At 57.9% G+C, this 21923-nt stretch carries 20 protein-coding genes; 9 read left to right on the top strand and 11 right to left on the bottom strand.

Going from position 1 to position 21923, the window contains the following annotated elements; translation table 11 throughout:
- Positions 1-26: 26 nt before the first annotated feature.
- From VXJ35_RS08635 to VXJ35_RS08625, 3 genes are all read right to left on the bottom strand, one after another.
- Positions 27-773, bottom strand: a complete 747-nt coding sequence (locus VXJ35_RS08635; protein WP_064021278.1) for a VPLPA-CTERM sorting domain-containing protein — start codon at positions 771-773, stop codon at positions 27-29.
- A gap of 87 nt (positions 774-860) precedes the next feature.
- Positions 861-3131 (bottom strand): cytochrome c peroxidase, encoded by a 2271-nt coding sequence (locus tag VXJ35_RS08630; protein WP_064021277.1) that lies wholly within the window; start codon positions 3129-3131, stop codon positions 861-863.
- Positions 3132-3390: 259 nt separating this feature from the next.
- Entirely contained in the window at positions 3391-4368 is a 978-nt protein-coding gene (locus VXJ35_RS08625) for a hypothetical protein (protein WP_064021276.1), read from the bottom strand.
- 964 nt (positions 4369-5332) lie between these two features.
- Here VXJ35_RS08625 and VXJ35_RS08620 point away from each other — a divergent pair.
- Positions 5333-7453 (top strand): hypothetical protein, encoded by a 2121-nt coding sequence (locus VXJ35_RS08620; protein WP_064021275.1) that lies wholly within the window; start codon positions 5333-5335, stop codon positions 7451-7453.
- 132 nt (positions 7454-7585) lie between these two features.
- Here the strand turns inward: VXJ35_RS08620 and VXJ35_RS08615 are convergent, their stop codons facing one another.
- The 7 genes from VXJ35_RS08615 to tusD form a co-directional block, all read right to left on the bottom strand.
- Entirely contained in the window at positions 7586-8089 is a 504-nt protein-coding gene (locus tag VXJ35_RS08615; RefSeq protein WP_064041691.1) for a hypothetical protein, read from the bottom strand.
- Between the two features lie 266 nt (positions 8090-8355).
- On the bottom strand, positions 8356-9096 hold the full coding sequence (locus VXJ35_RS08610; RefSeq protein ID WP_064021273.1) for a hypothetical protein: 741 nt from the start codon (positions 9094-9096) through the stop codon (positions 8356-8358).
- A complete protein-coding gene (locus tag VXJ35_RS08605; protein WP_064021272.1) occupies positions 9093-9836 on the bottom strand; it encodes a type III pantothenate kinase in 744 nt (247 codons plus the stop codon). Before VXJ35_RS08605 ends, VXJ35_RS08610 begins: the two co-directional genes overlap by 4 nt.
- A complete protein-coding gene (birA, locus tag VXJ35_RS08600; RefSeq protein ID WP_331711086.1) occupies positions 9833-10861 on the bottom strand; it encodes a bifunctional biotin--[acetyl-CoA-carboxylase] ligase/biotin operon repressor BirA in 1029 nt (342 codons plus the stop codon). The genes VXJ35_RS08605 and birA overlap by 4 nt, the downstream gene beginning before the upstream one ends.
- Positions 10862-10873: 12 nt before the next feature.
- The gene (locus tag VXJ35_RS08595; protein WP_064023437.1) at positions 10874-11458 is read right to left on the bottom strand and encodes a PilZ domain-containing protein; all 585 of its coding nucleotides are present in this window, start codon (positions 11456-11458) and stop codon (positions 10874-10876) included.
- An 85-nt stretch (positions 11459-11543) separates the two neighbouring features.
- Positions 11544-11900, bottom strand: coding sequence for a sulfurtransferase complex subunit TusC (gene tusC, locus VXJ35_RS08590; RefSeq protein ID WP_064021271.1), 357 nt, complete (start codon positions 11898-11900; stop codon positions 11544-11546).
- A gap of 7 nt (positions 11901-11907) precedes the next feature.
- Entirely contained in the window at positions 11908-12297 is a 390-nt protein-coding gene (gene tusD, locus VXJ35_RS08585) for a sulfurtransferase complex subunit TusD (RefSeq protein ID WP_064021270.1), read from the bottom strand.
- Between the two features lie 126 nt (positions 12298-12423).
- On the opposite strand from tusD, the gene VXJ35_RS08580 reads away from it, so the two are divergent.
- The 6 genes from VXJ35_RS08580 (at position 12424) to VXJ35_RS08555 (ending at position 19895) form a co-directional block, all read left to right on the top strand.
- Positions 12424-13875 carry a M48 family metalloprotease gene (locus VXJ35_RS08580; protein WP_064021269.1) on the top strand — a complete coding sequence of 484 codons (1452 nt, stop codon included), beginning with the start codon at positions 12424-12426 and terminating at the stop codon, positions 13873-13875.
- Between the two features lie 464 nt (positions 13876-14339).
- On the top strand, positions 14340-14579 hold the full coding sequence (rpoZ, locus tag VXJ35_RS08575; RefSeq protein WP_064021268.1) for a DNA-directed RNA polymerase subunit omega: 240 nt from the start codon (positions 14340-14342) through the stop codon (positions 14577-14579).
- 5 nt (positions 14580-14584) lie between these two features.
- Positions 14585-16768 carry a bifunctional (p)ppGpp synthetase/guanosine-3',5'-bis(diphosphate) 3'-pyrophosphohydrolase gene (locus tag VXJ35_RS08570; RefSeq protein ID WP_064021267.1) on the top strand — a complete coding sequence of 728 codons (2184 nt, stop codon included), beginning with the start codon at positions 14585-14587 and terminating at the stop codon, positions 16766-16768.
- 1 nt (position 16769) lies between these two features.
- Entirely contained in the window at positions 16770-17165 is a 396-nt protein-coding gene (locus tag VXJ35_RS08565; protein WP_064021266.1) for a RidA family protein, read from the top strand.
- A 57-nt stretch (positions 17166-17222) separates the two neighbouring features.
- A complete protein-coding gene (recG, locus tag VXJ35_RS08560) occupies positions 17223-19328 on the top strand; it encodes an ATP-dependent DNA helicase RecG (RefSeq protein ID WP_064021265.1) in 2106 nt (701 codons plus the stop codon).
- Between the two features lie 3 nt (positions 19329-19331).
- On the top strand, positions 19332-19895 hold the full coding sequence (locus VXJ35_RS08555; protein ID WP_082880854.1) for a chorismate lyase: 564 nt from the start codon (positions 19332-19334) through the stop codon (positions 19893-19895).
- Positions 19896-19904: 9 nt separating this feature from the next.
- Here VXJ35_RS08555 and VXJ35_RS08550 read toward each other — a convergent pair whose 3' ends face one another.
- The gene (locus tag VXJ35_RS08550) at positions 19905-20567 is read right to left on the bottom strand and encodes a zf-TFIIB domain-containing protein (RefSeq protein ID WP_064021264.1); all 663 of its coding nucleotides are present in this window, start codon (positions 20565-20567) and stop codon (positions 19905-19907) included.
- 198 nt (positions 20568-20765) lie between these two features.
- Between VXJ35_RS08550 and VXJ35_RS08545 the strand changes: the two genes are divergently transcribed.
- The gene (locus VXJ35_RS08545) at positions 20766-21293 is read left to right on the top strand and encodes a gamma carbonic anhydrase family protein (protein ID WP_064023435.1); all 528 of its coding nucleotides are present in this window, start codon (positions 20766-20768) and stop codon (positions 21291-21293) included.
- 435 nt (positions 21294-21728) lie between these two features.
- Positions 21729-21923, top strand: coding sequence for a hypothetical protein (locus VXJ35_RS08540; protein WP_054759975.1), 195 nt, complete (start codon positions 21729-21731; stop codon positions 21921-21923).

Raw genomic sequence — 21923 nt, 5'->3', positions numbered from 1 at the left:
CCGAACCTAGCCGCAGCCGGGAAAAATCAAGCCGACTGTTCGTGACGCCGCTTTTTCAGGCCCAACATGCCGATCACGCCGGCCAGGAACGACCAGACTGCGGCCGGCAGCGGCACCGGCGACGCCTCGAGATGGTTATCCATCCGCACATCGGCGTACAAGCCGTCCACTTGCCCGGCGGCCAATTCGAAACCGAACGGGCCGCTGCTGCCGGCCAATACCACGTCCAAATCGTTAAACGCGGTATCGACCCGGTCGTAACCTTGCCACAAAAGCCCGTCGCCGTTAAAGAAATCGATAGTGACCGAGCTGGAATCAGTCTCCGCGCCGACGGCCGCGCTGAGCAGGTAATCCAGGCGCAGGCTGATCGCGTAACTGTCGCTGCCGTTATTGCGAAATTCCAAGCCGTACCAAGCCAGATGGTGGGCGTCCAGCGTACCGTTAGCCAGCGTGCCGCTGGCGGCAAAGGTGTAACTGAAAGCCGAACCGGTCGCCAAATCCGGATTGTTGGCGGCTACCGAGCCGGTGCCGTTGATTTGCACTTGCGAATATTCGTCGCCGGGATAGGCCGGAGCATCGATTTGGCGGAAATAGCCGACGATTTCCAGTCCGGATAAATCCCCCGGATTCGTCAGATTGGCGATACTTTCGATGCTGTAACTCAACCCGGCGGAACTGTTGAAACTGGTCGCAGCCGCTGCCGGCTCCGCGGCAGCCAGACTCGATCCGGCCAATATTGCCAGCGCTACCCTGCTATTGATGGAACTCTGCATAATTTAATCTCTACTTGATCATGATGTCCTGAAGGCCCGCGTCGCCAGACGCGGCGCGGGCCGCTGTTAAAACCGGCGTGCGGCCGGTCAGCGCGCCAACAACTGGTCGAACGGCAGCAACGGTTCTGCCGAACCGTTCGCGCCGACCGCCGGTACCACCAGCACTTCGTCCTTGGCCAGATCGGCTTGCAACGGATTGCCGGCGACCACCGCCTCGTGGTTGCCTTCGTGGCCGTTCGGTACGACCACTTCCGGATGGTCGAACGGCGCTTTTTCGTAGCGCACCCGGTCGTCGGTGAACGCCTTCAGGTAAGCGATCAGATCGGCCCGGTTAGCCGGCGAATTGATCGACGAAGAAATGGTGCTGACCTGAAAATGCAAATTCTCGTTATGGAAATTGCCTTGCCGGCCGTAAAACTCGATCACCTGCTCCAACGTCGCCATACTGCCGTTGTGCATATAAGGCCCGGTCAGTTCGATATTGCGCAAGGTCGGCACTTTAAAGGCCGCCTTGACCGCCACGCCCAGATTCACCGCATTGGCTTCGTCGCGCGCCGCGCTCGGCGACGGAATGAAGGCCGTCGCCGGATCGGCACAATTTTGGTTGCGCAACACGCCTTCGCGGCTGCCGTCCGCCTGCACCCCTTCCACGGCGGTGAAGTAATAAGGCTCCGGAAATTCGCTATTGATCGCGATCGAGGTGATGAAATCGCAGGCTCGAATATTCTTGACCAGACTGTCCTTGATACCCTGCGGACGGTCTTGCAGGTACTGGATATATTGCGAACTGAACGACAGCGGGTTGCCGAAATCGTCCACACCGCCTATCCCCGGATCGTTGTGGGGATCGGCGACGCCGGTGTTGACATAGCCCAAATCCATCAATAACGGCAGCACGTCGCCGTTATAGTCGCGGGTTATCGGATTGACGTACTGGGTCATGCCGGCGGCATAAGCCGCATTCCCGGGTCCGAACGCATTCGGGCCGTAGGGAATCGGCGTCGCTGCCGGGCCGAAGGATTTACCGGCTTCCGGTTTTAATAACGCGGCATTGGTCGCCACCGCGGCCAAACTTAAGCTCGGCCCGGTGTGGCACAAATTGCAGTGGTTGTTGAAAAACAAGACACCGCCGCGCTTCAAGGCTTGGCGTTTGGCATCGGTCTCGGCCGGCGTGGCGCCGAAGACGTTGGTCCAGGTCGGCCGCAGGCCGGCATCGACCGGACTCAGATCGAACGGCGACTGGTCGGATACCAAAGTCGACTGGTAAAGCTGCAGAGCCAGACCGAAGAACATCGAGAAATTGGCTTCCATCTGATTGTAAGCCGCCTGCCCCGGCGGCGCACCGAACGGGCCGATGCCGCTATAAGACCAGTATTTGGCATTGAAAGCCTGCATCACCAAATTTTTATAGGTGGTATTCAGGCCTGGCCGCAGATTGCCGATACTGCTCAAACTGTAAGGCCCGAGCACGCTGTCTTCGTAATGGACTTTCTGGTTTTGCAAGGCTTGGCGCGCCAACAGCTTGCGGCCGATATCGGCCCAAGTCCGTTTCCGGCAGCTCATCTCGGTGTCGCTCAAACCGGGTCCGGTCGCCAACGAAGCCAACGACGAGTTCTCCAGATGCAGTTTTTCCTTGGTCACCGAACGCGAATTGACCTTGACCCAGACTCCGGCATTCGGATCGCGCTCGCCCCACGGACTGCTGCCGTTGAAGATGTTGTTAGCCCGGCCGTCCCAGAAATTGCGTTGGTTGAAGACGGCGTTGATCACGGTTGGCGCGTTGCGCGGCTCGACTCGCCGGGTACCGGTTTGATTGACGTGAAACACCTCATCGACGCTACGCGAACATTGGTCGGCATTGCCGCCGGTCCGCGAAGCGCCCTTGAATTCGCCGCTGAAAGTGCCGGAAGACGCCACGACGTCGTCGGTGGAAAAGGTCACCGCACTAAATTTATCGGCCGGGTCGGCGACGCGATGCAACGGAAAATCGTCCGGACGCAAGGTATGGTTGGGCCCGCCGCCACCGGACGCCAACGTGTCGAAGGTTTGGCCGCTGGCGTTGCTACTCTTCGCCCCCGGATTCAACTGGTTTTTGACTCTGCCGTCGGCACCGGCATGAAAGTGGCACGAACCGCAGGCCATCCCGTCGCTACCGACGTTGGTATCCCAAAACAAGGCCTTGCCTAACGCAATCGCCGCCGATTTATTCACTACAATCGGATTCGAGCCGTCCAGCAATCCCGGCACCGGCGGCACCGGTACTCCTTGCAACGAGACCGGCACCGGCCCGTGGGCCGACACCGGCATCGCCGCTACTGCGGCAATCAATAAAAAATGGATTTTCGAAAAAAGATGCATGCCTGCCTCGCAAACCCCGCATACCCGCCGCACCGCAACAGCAAGAGACGGTCCGCGGGATCGGAGATGGGCCGAACGGTTGCGCGTCACAGATTGACCCGTTCGGCCGAAACTTAAGAATTGGCGCCGGCGGCAAAGACGGAAATCCCTAAAGCCGGCGACTTGTTAGAGTGGAAACGGCCGCGAGCCGGGCCGGTTTCCGCGCGATCGGCACTGCCGGTCTATTGCGCGAAAAGGCCCGGATGCTGGCCGTGCCGCTTCAAACGGCAAGCGGCTTCTTGCGGCCGAGCGCGGTAAAACCGAACAATGCCGAGCCGAACAGCCACACAGCCCCCGGCAGCGGAACAGCGCTGACGCCGGTGTTGTTAATGGTCAACCGGTATGCCTGGCCGGCGGCCGTACCGCAATTCTGGCCGTTGGCGTTGTCGTCCGGGCAGCTTCCGGCCCAGCCGATCAAGTAGTAACCTGCCTTCAAGCCCTGCAGCGTCAGCATCGCTTCGCCGGCACTCAAGCTGGCGAAACCGGTGTAGACGTAGGGCGAGTTTTGGTTGACGTTGGCCAATGCGGTACCGTTCAGCGGATCGCTAGCGCCGCCGCCGTATTGGCCGACGTTTCCCGGATTGCTCGCGCCGGCGAATAAACCTTGCACCTTGTCGCCGTCGCCGTTGGTAAAGGAGTATCCGGCGTTGGCATAACCGATCCAGCCGTCATGGCCGCTGACCAGCGTACCGCCGTTGGAATTCATCCAGCCGTTACTGCCCAAGCTCGGATTGACGCCAACCTCTTTATCATGCCCGGCCACACCGCCGTCGGACGGGCCGCGGACCTGGCTCCATGCATGGCCATAACCGCCGCCGGTGGCGGCCCCGGTAACCATCGGCGCCGAGCCGCTGGTCCAGATCGAAAAACCCGGAAAATTCATCGGCGACGCGCCGCCGTTTTGCTTCAGATTGACGGTGAGGTCGAACCGCGTGCCGGCAGCCAGGTCGGTCGAATCGCCGACCTGAAAAATCCGGAACTGCGCCGTATGGGTCCAACCGTAGTTAGACCCGGTACCGTAATCGGCCCAAGCGCGTTTCGGCGCATTGCCGGAAACCGTCGCACTATCGCCGGCGCCGATAACGCCCAAACTAGCAGGACTGATAGCGGCCGCCTGCCCGGAATATGCGGCCATGGCGCCGGCGCCGAGTACGGCAAGAATGGCTTGGCGTAAGCTGTGTTGATTGATGCCTAACATTTGGATGCCTCGATACGTGATTCAAATTAAGTAAATGCAAGTTGCCTGTTCCGGGGCAGTCAGGCCGTCTCCGTGCGAGACCCCTGAATTTCCGCATCCTCCTCACGGCAGGTTTGGCTTTTTCCCGACAGTGATATCGTTTCCATCTATCACACAGCCCTTTAAGCACAATTCATACCTATTTTTTTTGTTTTTAATTCAATAACTTGCAATAAACCAACCAAAAATTGCGGGTTTTGCCGCAGTTTTGACCCTGTTCGGGCCGCAACAATAAAACCGGCAAACGCGGAATAAAGCCAAAATATTTCAATGCTTTATAGAACATTGCCGGCTTAGGCCGGATTGCGTCTAAACCGGCTGCCGTTTTATTGTTCGATTCGATAATGGCCGATACGAAGGCGGCGCGAACGGCGTCGAAACTAAAAATTTTCTAGCTCTATATGATTGTTTTATATAGGATACTTTACGCAATAGCGCATCTGGCGCTATTGGCGCCGCGCCAACGAAACCGATCGCCGCCGGACAATAAACACACAATTTGTGTGATTTCACCTGTCGCTGCGGCATATCCCGCAGTTTGCAATTAGCCGCCGTTTCGGTTTTTCGGCCAAGCCACATGGCACCGTCCCAACTGAAAGCGGCCGGCGGAAATCGGGCAGCCTGGTGCCGAACCCGGCCCGGCCGTGCGTTTTCGGCCGCAGCCAATCCGGCGAAATTGCACGCCGAGTCGGTTTTCAAAGCCAAAGCCCCTTCTTAGCCGGCGCCAGGCCGACGAGTCGGTCTATTAAATTCAAAATATTGATTTGAAAGGATGTTGTCCAAAGCGGGCATGGCTATTGCTGACCCGGCTTACCGACTGCTCGCCCCGGCTCGGAATTTTGCGGCAACGCCCCAGTAAGGCGCTTGCGGCGATTGTTTCTCCCCTTGGGTGCAGCGGCTTTGTCAGATCGATAGTGGAATAAGCATGAAATTACCCTATAAGCGTGTGCTGGCCTTCGCGGCCGCGCTCGGCATTGGATTTATCTTGGCGCCGCAGCCGGATCCGCCGTTTACCGGCCACGGCGACCCCGCAGCGTTAACCCAGTTGTACCAACGTTGGAAAAACGCTCACGAGCAATCCGCCAGCCCGGATACGCTGCAACTTGGCTTGAGCTATTCCAAAGCGCTGTCCGCACGCTTCAGTCCGGCCGCCGGCCGGCTCCAACTCAATCTGCGTACCGGTCGCTTGCAGGCGGCAGTGTCCGATTTACCGGCAACAGGCCAATACGAACTCTGGCTGCTGGACAACCATCGCCCATCCCGGCAACGGCTGCGGATCGGGCAACTAGAGCCTACCGCTGACGGACACCGCTTGGCCGTGCAGCTCGATCCGCAGCAAATGCGCGGATTTACGCTGGACGCTGCCGCAATCGTCCAAGCCGGAACCTCGCCCGACAACGGCGGCCTGTTGTTCGGCTCGCCTAGCCTACTGCAACGCCTGTATTTCACCGAACACGACTGGCCGGGCGCGATGCTGGCCGCGGCTGGTGGCGTATCCGCGCCTGAGCGCGCGCCGTTCGAATTCCTGTTACCCAAGACCGCCCAAGCCGGCAATTTCGGCCGCGGCCCGCAATTGGCGCAGTTGATCGCCCGCGGCCAGAAGATTTTTACCGAAGAGACCTTTGGCGGTAACGGCCGCACCTGCGCCACCTGCCACCGCCCCGACAACAACCACACTATCGATCCGAATTACATCGCCAAACTGCCGAAGAGCGACCCGCTGTTCGTCGCCGAAACCCGGCCGGAACTGGCCGATTTGGAAAAACCGGCGCTGCTGCGCCAGTTCGCGTTGTTCGTCGCTAACGCCGATGGCTTCGACCGGCCGCCGGTGATGCGCAGCGCCTCGCACTTGCTGGGTCTGGCCAACACGCTGACCTTCGAACGCGCGGTCAATCCGGGCTACGGTAACGGCGAATTTACCCAGGACGAAGCCTATTTCAACAGCCACGATCCCGAAGCCCAACAGTCCGGCACCCATACCCAAGCCATCGGCTGGTCTGGCGACGGCGCGCCGGACGGCGGTTCGTTGCGCGACTTCGCCAAGGGCGCGATCAAACAGCACATGCCGAAAACGCTGATCCGGGCCGAGAACATAGATTTCAGGTTGCCAACCGAAGACGAACTCGACGCCTTGGAAGCGTATATGTTGTCCTTGGGGCGCAGCAGCGAATTGAATCTGGCCAATATGTATTTCAAATCGCCGCTGGTGCAGAACGGCTTGTTATTATTCAACACCAAAAACAATCCGAAAGCCGCGGACGGTTCGGTGGTTTTCGGCGCCACGGCCAACTGTAACGGTTGCCACTTCAACGCCGGCGGCATCAGTTCCACTACCAACGCCAATCCGACCCGCGATACCGGCGTCGAAAGAATGCGCCACCAGTTGCACCATTTGGCCGATCCGACCCTGGCTTACGACGGCGGCTTCGGCCAGCTCCAGCAAAACGATTGCGGCCCGAATTACGACGAAATCTGTTTTAGCGACGGCAGCGTCGCGCCGAGCGGTACCAGCTCGCGGCCGGCCGGACACCACGGTTTGAACCGTTTCAATACCCCGTCACTGGTCGAGGCGGCCGACACGGCGCCGTTCTTCCATAACAACAGCGTGACGACGCTGGAGGAAAGCGTCGCCTACTACAGTTCCGACGCCTTCAACAGCTCGCCCGGCGCGTTTACCTCCAGTAAAGCGAATCGGCAGGGCAAACTGGATTCGTCGCAAGTCATTGCCGTGGCATTGTTTTTACGCTCGATCAACGTGTTGGAAAATATCCGCAGCTCCAATCTGTTGGACAAAAAAGCGATGGAACAGAACGGCGAGCCAAGCTTGAAATCGCTGAAACTGGCAATAGCCGATACTCAGGACGCGGTGGAAGTGTTGCAGCAAGCAGTAATCAATCCCTATCCGGAAGCTTTGGAAAAGTTACAGCAGGCGTTGAATCTGGAGACGATGGCCGGCAACCGGTTTTATCCGGGCAGGATCGGACTATTGCGACAGGCGATAGCGTTGAAGGAACAAGCTCGCAACCTGATGGTCAGCGGCGGCTAGGCCAAGCGGGCAGAATACGATGAGATATTGCGACCTAGATGCGCGAGCATTGCCGCGGCGGGATTTTCGGCGGGCATAAAAAAAGCCGGCGAGGCGCGCCTCGTCCGGCTCTGGAAAGGCTTAAACCGGAGCTTAAGCTTGGACCAGCGTTTTCCGGCGTCCGGTGTAGAGGAAACCCAACAAAGCGCTTGTCATGAACCAGATAGAGGCGGGAAGAGGTACTACAGAACCACCGCTTTGGTCAGCAGCTGGCTTGATATCGAAGCCGTACAGCAAACTCAAGGTATTGGTCAAACCCGCTTTGGTAAAAGACAGCAAATAAGTATTGCCGCTAAAGCCATAGTTTGCATCTTCGCTAACCCACGCACCGCCAGTCCACAAACCGAATTTGAACGCGCCGGTTGGAGAATAGCTACCGACTCCGGTAAAAGAGTACAACGGAGAAGCAATGCTTAGATCGGCATTTGCTGCGAAGATACCGAAGGTATCACCACTGGGGAACGGAGATGAAAAACTCACGGACAAAAAGTTGCTGTCCCCATCAGTCGATTCCCAAATAATACCTGCCGAACTTACAGTCGAAACTGCAAACAGGCATACAGCAAGCCATAGTCTTAAAGATAAAAGCGTTTTCATGGATATTCCCCATTAATTAACGTTAACAAACGGCCATCCATATGGCCACCTAGTCCGGACTTGGAGATTTTTCCCAACTAACCGCCGCCGAACCGAGGATGAAAGCCGCAGCCTTCATCCAAAGTTAATTATACAAGAAATATGCCAAAAAAATTCAAGCATAGATTTCAACGGATTAAGTTTGCCGGATTGAAGCGAATGTAAAATTAGCCGACACTTTTCCCTGTAAATTGAGTGGTTAACGTCTCGGCTGCGCTATTTTGGCGCTAATCGCAATCCGCTGTCGGTACCCGCTGCTGCGCCACGCCGCCGGCCATGGCTCGGGAGGCGCCGAAACGGACGAATAAAGCCTGCCGAGTTTTGCTGCGCTGCCTGAGCTCGGCGCGGATGCCGCGTGCCGCAAGCTGCTCTCGAAATGACAGCGCCCTGTCCTTCTCGACAAAAACGCCCAAAGATAGTGCGCCTTTCAGCTCGCCTTCCGGAACCATCCAGATGTCGGCAATCCCTTTCGCCTGCAACATCATTTTGTTAATCCGGCTTTGTTCCGCGTCCTTGGCCGCCGGATAGTAGACTTGATAATCTGCAGGAACTGCGGTTTCCCGATAAAAAGACTGTGCGGACACCAGCGGTTTGCCTTTCAACCAACGCTGCAATTCGGCGTCGTCGGCGAACGGCCCGGCTTCGTAACAATTGATTCGAACCGGCTCGTGCTTGACGGCAGCCGGCCGCAGCGGCTTTTTCTCGGCGGCTCCGGTAACACCCGCCAACCGTTGCGGTTGGGACGGCAACAGAAGATCCGGCGCTGCCAGCCGTTGCAATGCGGCTGTATTGCGGTCCAAAACCTGTGAAATTGCCGCGCCGCGCCGCGCCGCATCGCGCTCTTCGACCAATAAAATCGGCGGCAATCCAGACGACCTATCGGTCGCCGGCGTCAACGCACCAAAATGGAACTGCCAGAAAAAAAACAGCACATTGGCCAGACACAACAGCAAAAAAACCGGCTTCATCCGCCATACTCCGCTGCAATGCAATAATGCAACAAGCCCTTGAATACCAGTTGCGAATCCAGCACCTTATCTCCCGCCAGTTGTTGCGCCAATGAGGCTGCGTCGCCCCCGGTCAAAACCAAGCGGTAATGCTGGTTTTGGCGGCGCAACGCGGTTTCGACCAATCCAGCCGCCGCCCACAGTACGCCGGAATCGATCGCCGCGTCGGTATCCGCCGCCAAACCAACCTCTCCGGCGCCGGCTGCAATCGGCAAGGCATGGGTATTGGCTGCCAATGCCTGCTTCATCAAACGCAAACCGGGGCAAATCAGACCGCCTTGGTGGCGTCCGTCGGCGGAAACGAAATCGACGGTAATGGCCGTCCCGCAATCGACAATACAATTGGCGCCGGGATAGGCGTGTCGGGCGCCTATCATGGCCAACCAGCGGTCGACGCCCAATTTTTCGGGTTTGCGATAGGCGCTGGCGACGCCGAAGGCGTTCCGTGCGGAGACCGGCCGCAGCCAGTTCGCATCCGGCCACAGTTTGCGCCCGAGCTTAAGCACATCCTCCACGACTTCGGGAGCGGCGACAGCCGCGAGCCCGATGGCCTCGGGTTCGGCCAGGCCGGCCCAAACCTCGGTTAAGCCAGCCGCGAAATTCGCCGCGCGGTAGTCCAGATAGCGGGTCTCGGCGATCCCACCTCGCTCGGCGACGGTCCACTTTAGATAGGAATTGCCGATATCCACCAACAAAATCATGATGGCCTGAGACTGACTTCGCCGGAGGCGAAGGCCCGGATCTTGCCGTTGGCCTGGCGTAATAGCAGCAAGCCTTGGGCGTCGACGCCGGCCACTTCGCCGTCGAAACGCTGCTCTCCGAGAAATACGCTGGCCGGCCGGTGCAGCATACAGTCGTAACTGCGCCATTCGTCCAAAAAATGCGCCAGCGTGCGCGATTCGAATTCGGCCAGTGCCGGCAACAAGTGGTTAAGCAATTCTGCGGCCAAGCGGTTGCGCAAAGCGTGGGCGTCGTCAGCCAGGATAGCCTGCAAATCCACCCAGGCTTGGTCGATCGCCGCCGCATGCCGGCTGGGTAAGAACACGTTCAATCCCAAGCCCATTACGGCGTGGCAAGGCCCGCCGCTTTCGCCGCCGACTTCTATCAATATGCCGGCCAATTTACGCTGGCGCCAATAAATGTCGTTAGGCCATTTCAGGCCGACTTCTGCGATCCCCAACGTCCGCAACGCCCGCACCACCGCCACGCCCATTGCCAGGCTTAGACCGTTCAAGCCCGCCGGCCCGCTCTGAAACCGCCACAGTATCGACAGGTACACGTTATGGCCGAACGGCGAAACCCATTGCCGGCCGCGCCGGCCGCGCCCGCCAGTCTGCTGCTCCGCCAGGCAAACCACGCCGCTATCGCTCGAACTGCGGGCGATTTCCAGCAAATGGCTATTGGTCGAGTGGATACGGTCGTGGATCTCGATGCGTCCGAGCAAGGCGGCAGCCCGGTTCGACAAATGCTCCAGAATCTCCTGCTCCTGCAATAGTTGCAACGGATGGCTCAGGCGATAGCCTTTGCCGGAGACGGCGAGTAATTCGACACCAGCGTCGGCCAGCGCCTGTTGGTATTTCCACACCGCCGACCGGCTGATCCCCAGGGATTGCGCCAACTCAGTACCGGAATGGAAGCGGCCGTCGCCCAACAAGCCAATCAGCTGCTTCAGTTTAGGTGCCAACGGCATTACACCGTCCGCGGCACCGCTAACGGTTTTGGACATCAGCCGCCAAGCTCAGGATTCGTTTTTGTCGCGCAATTGCTGCAACTGTTTTTTGATGACATGCTTGATCAACAGCTCCCTGTTATCTTCAGTCAGGTTGATATATTCCACGCAAATCGCGAACGGCCGCAGCGGATTGTCCTGGGAAATGTCCTTGCACTGCACTACTCTGGCGTAAGCGACGATGACCGCCATACACGATGTCAGCAGCATGCGCAGTTCGAGGATTTCGCCGACCGCTATCGGTTCTTCGTTACTGAAGGCCAGACCGGTCGCACTCAGGCTGACTTCGCGGGTATCGTGCTCGGAAAAACTATCGGTTTGGGCATTGAGCGCTTGCGCAATCAAATTGATTTTGGTGTCGAGAATCTTCAGATACTCGAACATTTCCGGATCGCGCCGCTCCAAGCGCGGCCCCAGCATCCGGGCTTCCTGGGCCAATACATCCAGCGCCGAGGCTAAGGAACAATTGCTCAATACGTCGTTGCAGACATGGCTGGCGGCGTGGAAATTCTTCTTGTCGATCACCTTGTGCAACAGGTTGATGGTGTCGTTAACCCGGAAATAACGCCGTTTTTCTTCAATTTCATCCGCCATGGCCTGCTCGATCCTCATATATGAATTGGAATTTTAAACGGCAATTCTAGCCGATGCCGCGGCGGCCGGTTGTAACGCCGGGATGTCAATCGGGAACCGCCGTGGCAAACCCGCCGATCAAAGCGTTAATTTCGCGACGGCCGATCAAGCGCACCGGCAGGATTAAATCCTCTGGGACAAGCCCCCGCTCCTGCAACGACTCTCGCTCCAGATAGAGCTCGGTGACTTCATAAAGCTCCAACGCCGTAAAAATAGCCGAGGTATCTTTCAACGCCAAACTTTCCGGCTGCTGCTGCGCCAGCAACTGCAAGACGCCGTCGTCCAACCACAGTACCGCCACCCGCTGATCGAACGCTGCCGCCGTCAGCAAAGCATCCAACGATTCCGCCAAGCGCACCCCGCTATGGGGCGGCCGGCGCATTACGAACAAAAACGAATTCATGGCCGCCTCACGCGAATACCAGACAACGGTCGGCCAGTAACGTTGCTTCCAGCCACTGCCCCAAACCGGCGATCCGAAACCCGGCCGCCAAATCGTCGTCCCGTTTGCCCTGCCTGCGCGCCTCGTCCGCGCATAGCAAGCCGCGGCGCTGGGCCGCCGAGATGCAAACTGCCAAATCGACGCCTCGTTCCAGTGCCAGTTCGGTCCATAGCCTGCCGAGCTGGATTTCGTCCTCCGGCGGACTGGCGTAGCGGAAAGCATGGTAAACGCCGTCCTTGTAGAAAAACACGCGTACCACATCGTGGCCGGAGTCGAGCGCCGCCACAATAAAGCGGTAGGCAGTCAGGCCGGCGTTGCCGGAGCAAGGGCCGGCATTAACTTGAACGGCATATTTCATCGCACTGTAGAATAGTGTCTTTGCAAACAGATAGCTGCATTTTAATACGCGCCCGCCAATCTTGCCTGTTTTGCCGCTGAGCCTTTCGCGATGGAACCAAATTCGATGCCCCCGGTCCGACCCGCCATGAGATCAATACCCTACTTGCTCGCCCTTGGCTTGAGCCTGTTTTGCCCGCCGCCTCAGGCAGTGGAAATCGAAAAAATCCAGTTGCCGGATATGGGTGATTCCGCCGGTGCCATCATTTCGCCGCTGCAGGAAAAGGAATTCGGCGAAGCCTTCTTCCGCAACCTGCACCGGCAAGCGGAAATCAACCAGGACGTCGAAATCCAACAATACATCGAAAACATAGGCCGGCAACTGGCGTCGCATAGCGATACGCCGTCGAATCCGTTTCATTTCTTCGTCGTGATGGACCAGAATATCAACGCCTTCGCCGGCCCCGGCGGCTACATCGGCGTCAATTCGGGCTTGATTCTACTGACCGAAGCGGAAAGCGAGCTGGCATCGGTCATGGCGCACGAGATCGCCCACGTCACCCAGCGCCACCTGTACCGTTCCATTGAGAAGGCCAGCAAACTGTCGATACCGACCGTTGCCGCGACGCTGGCCGCGATCCTGATCGGCACCCAGTCGCCGAACATGGGTCAAGCGGCACTAATGGCAATCCAGGCCGGCAACATTCAGTTTCAAATCGACTTTACCCGCGACCACGAGAAAGAAGCCGACCGGGTCGGCATGCAAACGCTGGCCGAAGCCAATTTCGACCCGCGAGCGATGCCGGCCTTCTTCGAAAAACTGCAACAGTCGACCCGCTATTACGGCAAGGGCGTCCCGGAATTCTTAAGAACCCACCCGGTGTCGGAAAACCGGGTCGCCGACACCCGCGGCCGTGCCGAAATTTATCCCTACCGGCAATATCCGGATTCGCTGGCCTACCAATTGGCCAAAGCCAAATTGGCTGTGGTAACGGCCAAGGACACCAAGGCGGCCATGCAGCATTTCGCCACGCTGGAAATGCAAGGCACCAGCGAACAACGCGCCGTCGCCCGTTACGGCATGGGTTTGGTGCAATTACAAAATCTGCAATTCGCGGCGGCCGGCCATATATTCCAACAGTTGGCCGAACAATACCCCAACCAACCCCAGTACATTGCCGCGCTGGCCCGTACCGCGAACGAAAGCCACGATTACGAAAAAGCCGGCAAGCTTTACGAATCCGCCCTCGGCCGTTTTCCGAACAACGACGCGTTGAAAATCGAGTATACCCGCAGCCTATTGAAAGGCGGCCGAGCCGAGCGAGCCAAACAGATTCTGCAAAGCCTGTCCGACGGCCAGAAAGACCAACCGTTTTACTACGAGCTGCTCGCGCAAATTTTCGCCGACCTAAAACAGCCCGGGGAATCTCACCGCTACACGGCCGAATACTACTACGCTAGCGGCGACACCGAATCGGCAATTATGCAAATCAGGCTGGCCAAACAGCAACCCGACCTCAGCTTCCAATTGCAAGCCATCCTCAACGAACGCTTGAATTTCTTCCTCAGCGAGGAAGAAACCCGGCGAGCCGAACGCTAAACGCACTATTAGAGTTAGCTAATTTTTGCTAAGTCTCTGTTTAAAATAATCAATTTCGAGGCGAAACTATTTCTCCGCGAAACTGGCGTTTTTTTGTTGGACACCCGGATTTTTTTAAAATACACTTCGCCCACCTTTTACGGAGTGCATTCAACCCGGCAGGGTTGTATCTTTGAGGGGGAGGGAAGCGGCCTGTAAAAAAGGCTGACAATTATAATAATAAATAGTAACTGCTTGACTAACCTGCCATAAGGCAGGCGTCCAATACAATAACAATAATAATTACAACAAACAGGACGGGCCCGCGCTGAGCGGGCTTTTTATTGTCCGCCACCCTGCCTTGCCGCGCTGCCTTTCCGTATCTGGCTTAAGACTTGCTTTTGTCTTATAATTCAGCCCTCTCCGCTTGAAGCCCTAGCGGTTTTACAAGCATCCAATCCCATAAACTCGACCAAGGTTTAATCATGGCACGCGTGACTGTCGAAGATTGCTTAGAAAATGTAGAAAACCGTTTCAAACTGGTGTTGCTGGCCAGCAAAAGGGCCCGCCAGTTGGAAAAAGGCGCGGACGAATTCGTGCCGCGTGGCAAGGATAAAGATACCGTCGTCGCGTTGCGCGAAATCGCCGCGGGCTTCGTCACCGAGGAAAACGTCGACCGCCTGCACCGCTCCAGCTACGTGTCGGAAACCCACCTGGAACTTTAAGCGGTATGCCCGAGATAGCTGCCAAGCCGACGCCAACCCTTCCGTCCATAGAGCACCCGGAAGAAAAACTGCTGCACCAGCTCTGCGACATCCTGCGCAGCTATCTCGACCAAGACCAAATCAGCGCCGTAGTCCGCGCCTACCACTTCGGCGCGGCCGCCCACTCCGGCCAATTCCGCCGTAGCGGCGAAGCCTATATCTGCCATCCGGTTTCGGTAGCGATCACGTTGGCCGGCATGCACATGGATGCCCACGGCATCATGGCAGCCATTCTGCACGACGTGATCGAAGATACCCCCATCACCAAGGATCAACTCGCGGAGCAATTCGGCGCCGAGGTTGCCGATTTGGTCGACGGCGTGACCAAACTCTCCAAGATCGACAGCCGCTCCCGCGCCGAGGCGCAAGCGGAAAACGTCAGAAAGATGTTTCTGGCTATGGCGCAAGACTTACGCGTCATCGTCGTCAAACTGGCCGACCGGCTGCACAACATGCAAACCATGGGCAATATGCCTCTGGATAAAAAGCGCCGGATCGCCAAGGAAACGCTGGAAATCTACGCGCCGATCGCCAACCGGTTAGGCATGAACGACGTTCGCCACCAGCTCGAGTCGCTAGGTTTCAAGGCCCTGTACCCGAACCGTTACGCCGCGATTAGCAATGCCGTGAAAAAATCGCGCGGCAACCGCAAGGAAATCATCGACACGATCCAGAACGCCATTCAAAACCGGTTAAAAGAATCGGGGCTGGACGGCACCGTCGCCGGACGCGAAAAAAACATCGCCAGCATTTACCAGAAAATGCTGAACAAGCGCATATCGTTTACCGACGTGTTCGACGTCTATGCGTTCCGCATTTATTGCTCGCAAGTCGACGACTGCTACCGCGCCCTGGGTTGCGTACACAATCTCTACAAACCGGTACCCGGCCGGTTCAAGGACTATATCGCCCTGCCCAAAGCCAACGGCTACCAATCGCTGCACACGATTCTGATCGGTCCTTACGGCGTGCCGATCGAGATTCAGATCCGCACCCACGAAATGCACCGCTTGTCGGAATCCGGCATCGCTGCGCATTGGCTGTACAAGTCCGACAACGACAAAAGCGAAACCATACAGGCCCGAGCCAACGAATGGCTGCGCGACCTGTTGGAAATCCAGAAGTCGGCCGGCGATTCGCTCGAATTCATCGATAACCTGAAGGTCGACCTGTTCCCGCAGGAAGTGTTCGTGTTCACGCCGAAAGGCAAGATCATCAAGCTGCCGCGCGGCGCCACCGTGGTCGATTTTGCTTACATGGTGCATACCGACGTCGGCAATGCCTGCATCTCGGCCCGGATCGACAAAAAACTGGTGCCGCTGCAAACCAAATTGGAAAACGGCATGACGGTCGAAGTGATTACCGCGACGTGGGCCCGGCCCAATCCGTTGTGGCTGAACTACGTGATCACCGCCAAGGCCCGCAGTTGCATCCGCGCCTATTTGAAGAACTTCAACCAGCAGGAAGCCATCAACTTGGGCCGGCGGCTGCTGGAAAAAGAACTCAACAGCCTGGGCATCCAATTGGAAAGCGTAGACAACACCCGGATTCTGCAAGTGCTGCAAGTATTGAAGAAGCACTCGCTGAACGAATTGCTGGAAGACATCGGTCTGGGTAACCGCATGCCGTTCCTGGTTGCCAAACGCATCAGCCAAACCGACATCAACGCCGCGGTCAAGCTGGACGACCACGAACCGCACGCGAAAACGCCGCTGATTATCAAGGGCACCGAGGGTATTGTCGTCAGTCTGGCCAAATGCTGCCGGCCGATTCCGGGCGATCCGATCATCGGTTTTTTCAACCCCGGCAAAGGCATCGTGGTTCACCACCACGAATGCCGCAACAGCAACGAAGTCCGCAAAAAGCAGACCACCTGGCTGGATGTGGAATGGAGCCCGGAAGCAAGCGGCGAATTCCCGGCCGAAATCCGGATCGAATTGCTGAACCAACGCGGCTCGCTGGCCACGATTGCCTCGACCATTTCCAGCATGGACTCGAACATAGAAAACATCAACGTCGTCAGCCAGGACGATAGAGTCTCGGTAGACCTGCTGGTGCTGGCGGTACGCGACCGGGTGCATCTGGCCAACATCATCCGCAAATTGAAAAAGCTGTCCATCGTTTTAAAAATCACCCGCATCAAGGCATAACATGAGCAAGGAAATCATCTCTACGCCGCTGGCGCCGCAGGCGATCGGCACCTATTCTCAAGCCGTCAAAGTCGACAATACCGTTTATTTGTCCGGCCAAATTCCGCTGGACCCGCAAACCATGCAGATCGTCGACGGCGACATCGGCCGGCAAATTCGCCGGGTATTCGACAATCTGCAAGCCGTCGCCGAGGCCGCCGGCGGCAATTTGAACGACATCGTCAAACTGAACGTGTTTCTGACCGACCTGAGCGATTTCCCTATCGTTAACGAAATCATGGCCGAATATTTCCAACAACCCTATCCGGCCCGCGCCGCCATCGGCGTTGCCGCACTGCCCAAAGCGGCCAGCGTCGAGATGGACGGCATTCTGGTTTTACCTAACGAATATTACTGACCTCTGCGCCGTGGCGGCGGAAGCCGTCGCCTGAGCCCCTCCCCGCCCGCAGCAACGATGCGTTCCGAACCGCAGCCTCACCCCGACCCGCGGCTGTTGCCGGTCACCGCATTGAATGGAATCGGCGCCCAATCCGCCGCCCGCCTGGAAAAACTCGGCATCCGCCATGTGCAGGACCTGTTGTTCCATTTGCCGCTACGTTACCAGGACCGCAGCCGAATCACGCCGCTTAATCAATTGCTGCCCGGTACGACGGCCTTGGTCTGCGGCCGCGTCGAATTCACCGACCAGATCCAGCGTGGCAGAAACAGCGTGATTTGCCGCATCGCCGACGGCAGCGGCGGCGAACTGTCGCTCAGGTTTTTTCATTTCTCGGTGCAACAAAGCCAACAATTGAAACCCGGCATACAGATCGGCTGTTTCGGCGAAATCCGTTACGGTTTTGCCGGGCTGGAAATGGTGCATCCGGAATACCGGCTGGTCGACGATCCGGCGCAACTGATCGAACACACTCTGACGCCGGTATATCCGTTAACCGAAGGCATTTCCCAATCCGCGTTGCGCAAAGCGGCCCGCCAGGCGCTGGCCCTCTGCCTGCAAAGCCGCAGCGCGATAAAAGACTGGCTCCCGGCTGAGCTACTGCAAAGCCGCGACTACCCTAGCCTGCAACAAGCCCTGCAGACTCTGCATACCCCGCCGCCACAGCTTTCCGGGCAGATTTTGAGCGGAACGCCGTTACCGGCGTTACGGCGTCTGGCGTTCGAGGAATTTCTGGCCCACCATCTGGCCCTATTGCAAGGAAAACTGGCTTACAAACAATGGCCGGCGCCGGTTCTGCACCTGGATGCGCCTACCAAACAAGCATTTCTGGCCGCGTTACCGTTTCGGCTGACCGCGGCGCAGCAGCGGGTAGCCGGCGAAATCGAAGCCGATTGCCGACAAAACCGGCCGATGCTGCGCCTGGTACAAGGCGACGTCGGCTCCGGCAAGACCGTGGTCGCCGCACTGGCCGCTTTGGCCGCGCTCGCGTCCGGTTACCAGACCGCGATCATGGCGCCGACCGAGTTGCTTGCCGAGCAGCATTTCCGCAATTTCAGCCATTGGTTTGCCGCCGCACCGACTCGGATATTGTTTCTGAGCGGCCAATTAAAGGGCAAAACCAGGCAACAGACGTTACAAGCGCTGGCCGACGGCAGCGCCGGTATCGTGATCGGTACCCACGCCTTATTCCAGGACAGTGTACATTTCCACAAACTGGGTTTGATCGTCATCGACGAACAGCACCGCTTCGGCGTACACCAGCGTTTGGCCTTGCGCGAAAAAGGCCAAACCGGCGGCTTGCGGCCGCACCAATTGATTATGACGGCGACGCCGATTCCGCGTACGTTGGCGATGCTGCAATATTCCGATCTGGATATCTCGGTGATCGACGAACTGCCGCCGGGGCGCAAGCCGGTCGCTACCAGCGCGATATCGTCGGAACGCCGGGCGGAAGTGATCGGCCGCATCGAACACTGGGTAGCGCAACAGCGCCAAGCCTATTGGGTCTGTACCTTGATCGAGGAGTCGGAAGCGCTGCAATGCGAGGCGGCCGAAAAGACAGCCGCCGCACTGCGTCAGGCGCTACCCAATGTCCGAATCGGCCTGGTGCACGGCCGGATGAAGGCCGCGGAGAAAGAAGCGGTGATGCAGGCTTTCAAAAACCGCGACTGCGATCTGTTAGTGGCGACGACGGTCATCGAAGTCGGGGTCGACGTCGCGAACGCCGGGCTGATGGTGATCGAAAACCCGGAGCGGCTAGGTTTGTCGCAATTGCACCAATTGCGCGGCAGAGTCGGCCGCGGCAATCAGGACAGCTATTGCCTGCTGCTCTACCAGGCGCCGTTGTCGCAAACCGGCAAGCAACGGCTGGCCATCCTGAAGCAGAGCAACGACGGTTTCGCCATCGCCGAGAAGGACTTGGAATTGCGCGGCCCCGGCGAAGTGATGGGTACCCGCCAGACCGGCCAGATTCAGTTTAAAATCGCCGACCTGGAACGCGACCGGGAACTGCTGGAATCGATTCCGGCCGCCGCGCAGACGATCCTTGACCGCCATCCCGAGATTATCCAGCCGCTAATCGAACGCTGGATCGGCCGCAGCCGCCATTACGCCGAGGTTTAAGCTTTGCCCGACAAGAGTTTCTTATTCAAACGCCCCCCGGTTTGGTCCGACCACGAAACCGCGGCACAACGCCGCTTGCCGGCCGAATTGCAATCCTGGCTCAACGAAACCGGTTCTTTGACCAAACGCTTGCGCGGGATTTACGGCAACGGCTTTGGCGTCGAGTTACTGTTCCACCGCTGGAAACCGGCATTCAACGACGAATGCCGGCTGCTGAAATTGCCGCCGGCGCGTTACCAGTTGATTCGCGAGGTTTTGCTGCATGCCGGCGGCCGACCGCTAGTGCTGGCCCGTACCGTATTGCCGGACCCGACCATCAAAATTGCCCACCGCAATCTGTCGCATCTGGGCACCCGCCCGTTGGGAGAGGTCATCTTCGCCTACCCCGACTTGCAACGCCGCCGACGCCAGTTCAGCCGGGCCGAGCCGGCCCAATGGGCAACTGCCGTGCAAGCCAGGATGCCAATGGAACCGTCGGTTTGGGGACGGCGTACCGAATACGCGATTCACGGCCATTCGTTGTTGGTCGCCGAGTTTTTTCTGCCCGCGCTTTTCGAAAGGCTTTAGCTGACCGACTTACTCGAACAATTTGAACACCACCGCGGCGATGGCTTCCAGCACCTCGGATTCACCGCCAGCGGTCCGGCCGCTGCTCGCTGCGGCGTATTCGCTGGAAAAGGCGCGTTTGGCGGTTCCGGCCCTGGCTTGGCGTTCCGCCGTCTTTTTTCGATCGAGCAACTGGCCGCCGGCTCTTTTCCATTCCAACAAATGGCTGACTTGGCCGTTATCCAGCCACACACCGTGACTTCGGCAACGGTTGACGACCACACCACTCTGGTAGCCGTAAAGCATCCGGTTCATCAACACTTGGCAGACCGGACATTTCAAATATTTGACCGCACGTTCCGGCTGGTAACGTTCGCGGTTGATGTTTTGCAGCAAAGGCAGATTGAAGTCGGCAACCTGCGCCACCGAGCCATCCAGCAAAGCCTCCAATTCGCCCGGATCGAAAAACAGACCGAAACATTGGGCACAACGCTCGATGTGTAAATCCGCCTCGCGATTCAACGCCACGGTTTGCAATCCGATTCCGCACTGCGGGCATTGGCGCCGGCCGCCGGCGTCGACGACGCGGAAGTCCTGTTTGCCATGTAAATCGATGTCGTTGCGCACGCCGCAATAACGGCACACTTGCGTATTGGCCGCCAACGGCGCCGAACAAGTTGCGCAGCGCGCCATCAGCGGTCGTCCCGGCGGCGGCCAGCTCTATTGCAGACAGAACTGCGCTCCGTTTGCCGCAGACCCGATACGCCGGCATTTGCCGGGCAGCCGCGCCGCGTTTCTTGCTTATCTGCCATCGCCACCTCGCCACACTGGAGAACGCTCGGATTATTGCGTAATATCGCCGGTCAATTATGGCAAAAATACGGAGTTGCAGTGGCAATCAGAGCTTATAAAGGTAAATCTCCCCGGATCGGCGCAAGAGTATTCATCGACGATGCCGCAATCGTAATCGGCGACGTGGAACTGGGCGACGACGTTTCGGTTTGGCCGACCAGCGTGGTACGCGGCGACGTCGAGCGCATCGAGATCGGTAGCGGTAGCAACGTCCAGGACGGTGCCGTACTACACGTCTCGCACGCTGGCGATTTCTCGCCGAACGGCCACCCGCTGACAATCGGCCGAGGCGTTACGATAGGCCACCGCGCCGTGGTCCACGCCTGCACGATAGGCGATTACTGCTTGATCGGGATTGGCGCCATCGTCATGGACGACGCCGAACTGGGCGATTATGTGATGCTGGGCGCCGGCGCGCTGGTCACGCCGGGCAAGAAATTGGAAAGCGGTTTTTTATACGTCGGCGCGCCGGCCAAACAAATTCGCGCTCTGACCGATGCCGAAAAAGAGTTTCTGGAATACTCGGCCAAACATTATGTGCGCTTGAAGGACGACTATCTCGCTTGACAACTCGAAGCTGGCGGGGCGCCAACTGTGCCCCCAGCCGGTAACCGCGCCTATAAACCCGTGCCCGAGTCGCCCGGTTGCGTGCCGGCAAGCCCAATCCGGTCGCGATCGGACTTGCCGAAATCGTGTTGAGGCCATAATATTGATACGATATTTGTTTGACAAGTCCCGCCACTTGCTTTATTGTTTCGATTCGACACCATTTGACGGATCGAAACGGCCACAAGCAGTTTCGTTGCTAGGTAACACCCCATCCGGGTAATACCGAGGCAACCGTCCAGTACAGCCGTCCGTCGGCGAATCTTTGCCGCGACCATAAGCTCCCGATGCGGCGAGTGTCAGAACGCACAGGTCCGCCCGAATGGCGCGGGCCGGTTTTAATAATCGGTTTCGGCGCTCCAGCGACCGAAGCTACAGCTAGCGAGGCGCAGCACCATGTCACAAGTTACTCAAGAAAAACCTGAAAAAGATAATTTCGTTCTCTACGTCGTGTTGGTTACCGCCGTGGTCGTCGGAGCGATTTTGGCGGTTAAGATGAGCGAGAACGAAAAGTTCGCCCCCATCAAAGACCAAATCGCCGAAGAGAATCGGCTGATGAACATCCGCGTCATCGCCAACCGCGAGGATTAA

Origin of the sequence: Methylomonas sp. DH-1 (assembly GCF_046097555.1) — a bacterium.
Lineage (GTDB): Bacteria > Pseudomonadota > Gammaproteobacteria > Methylococcales > Methylomonadaceae > Methylomonas > Methylomonas koyamae.
The sequence above is the reverse complement of the archived record's forward strand: the minus strand, read 5'-3'. Positions and strand labels throughout refer to the sequence as shown.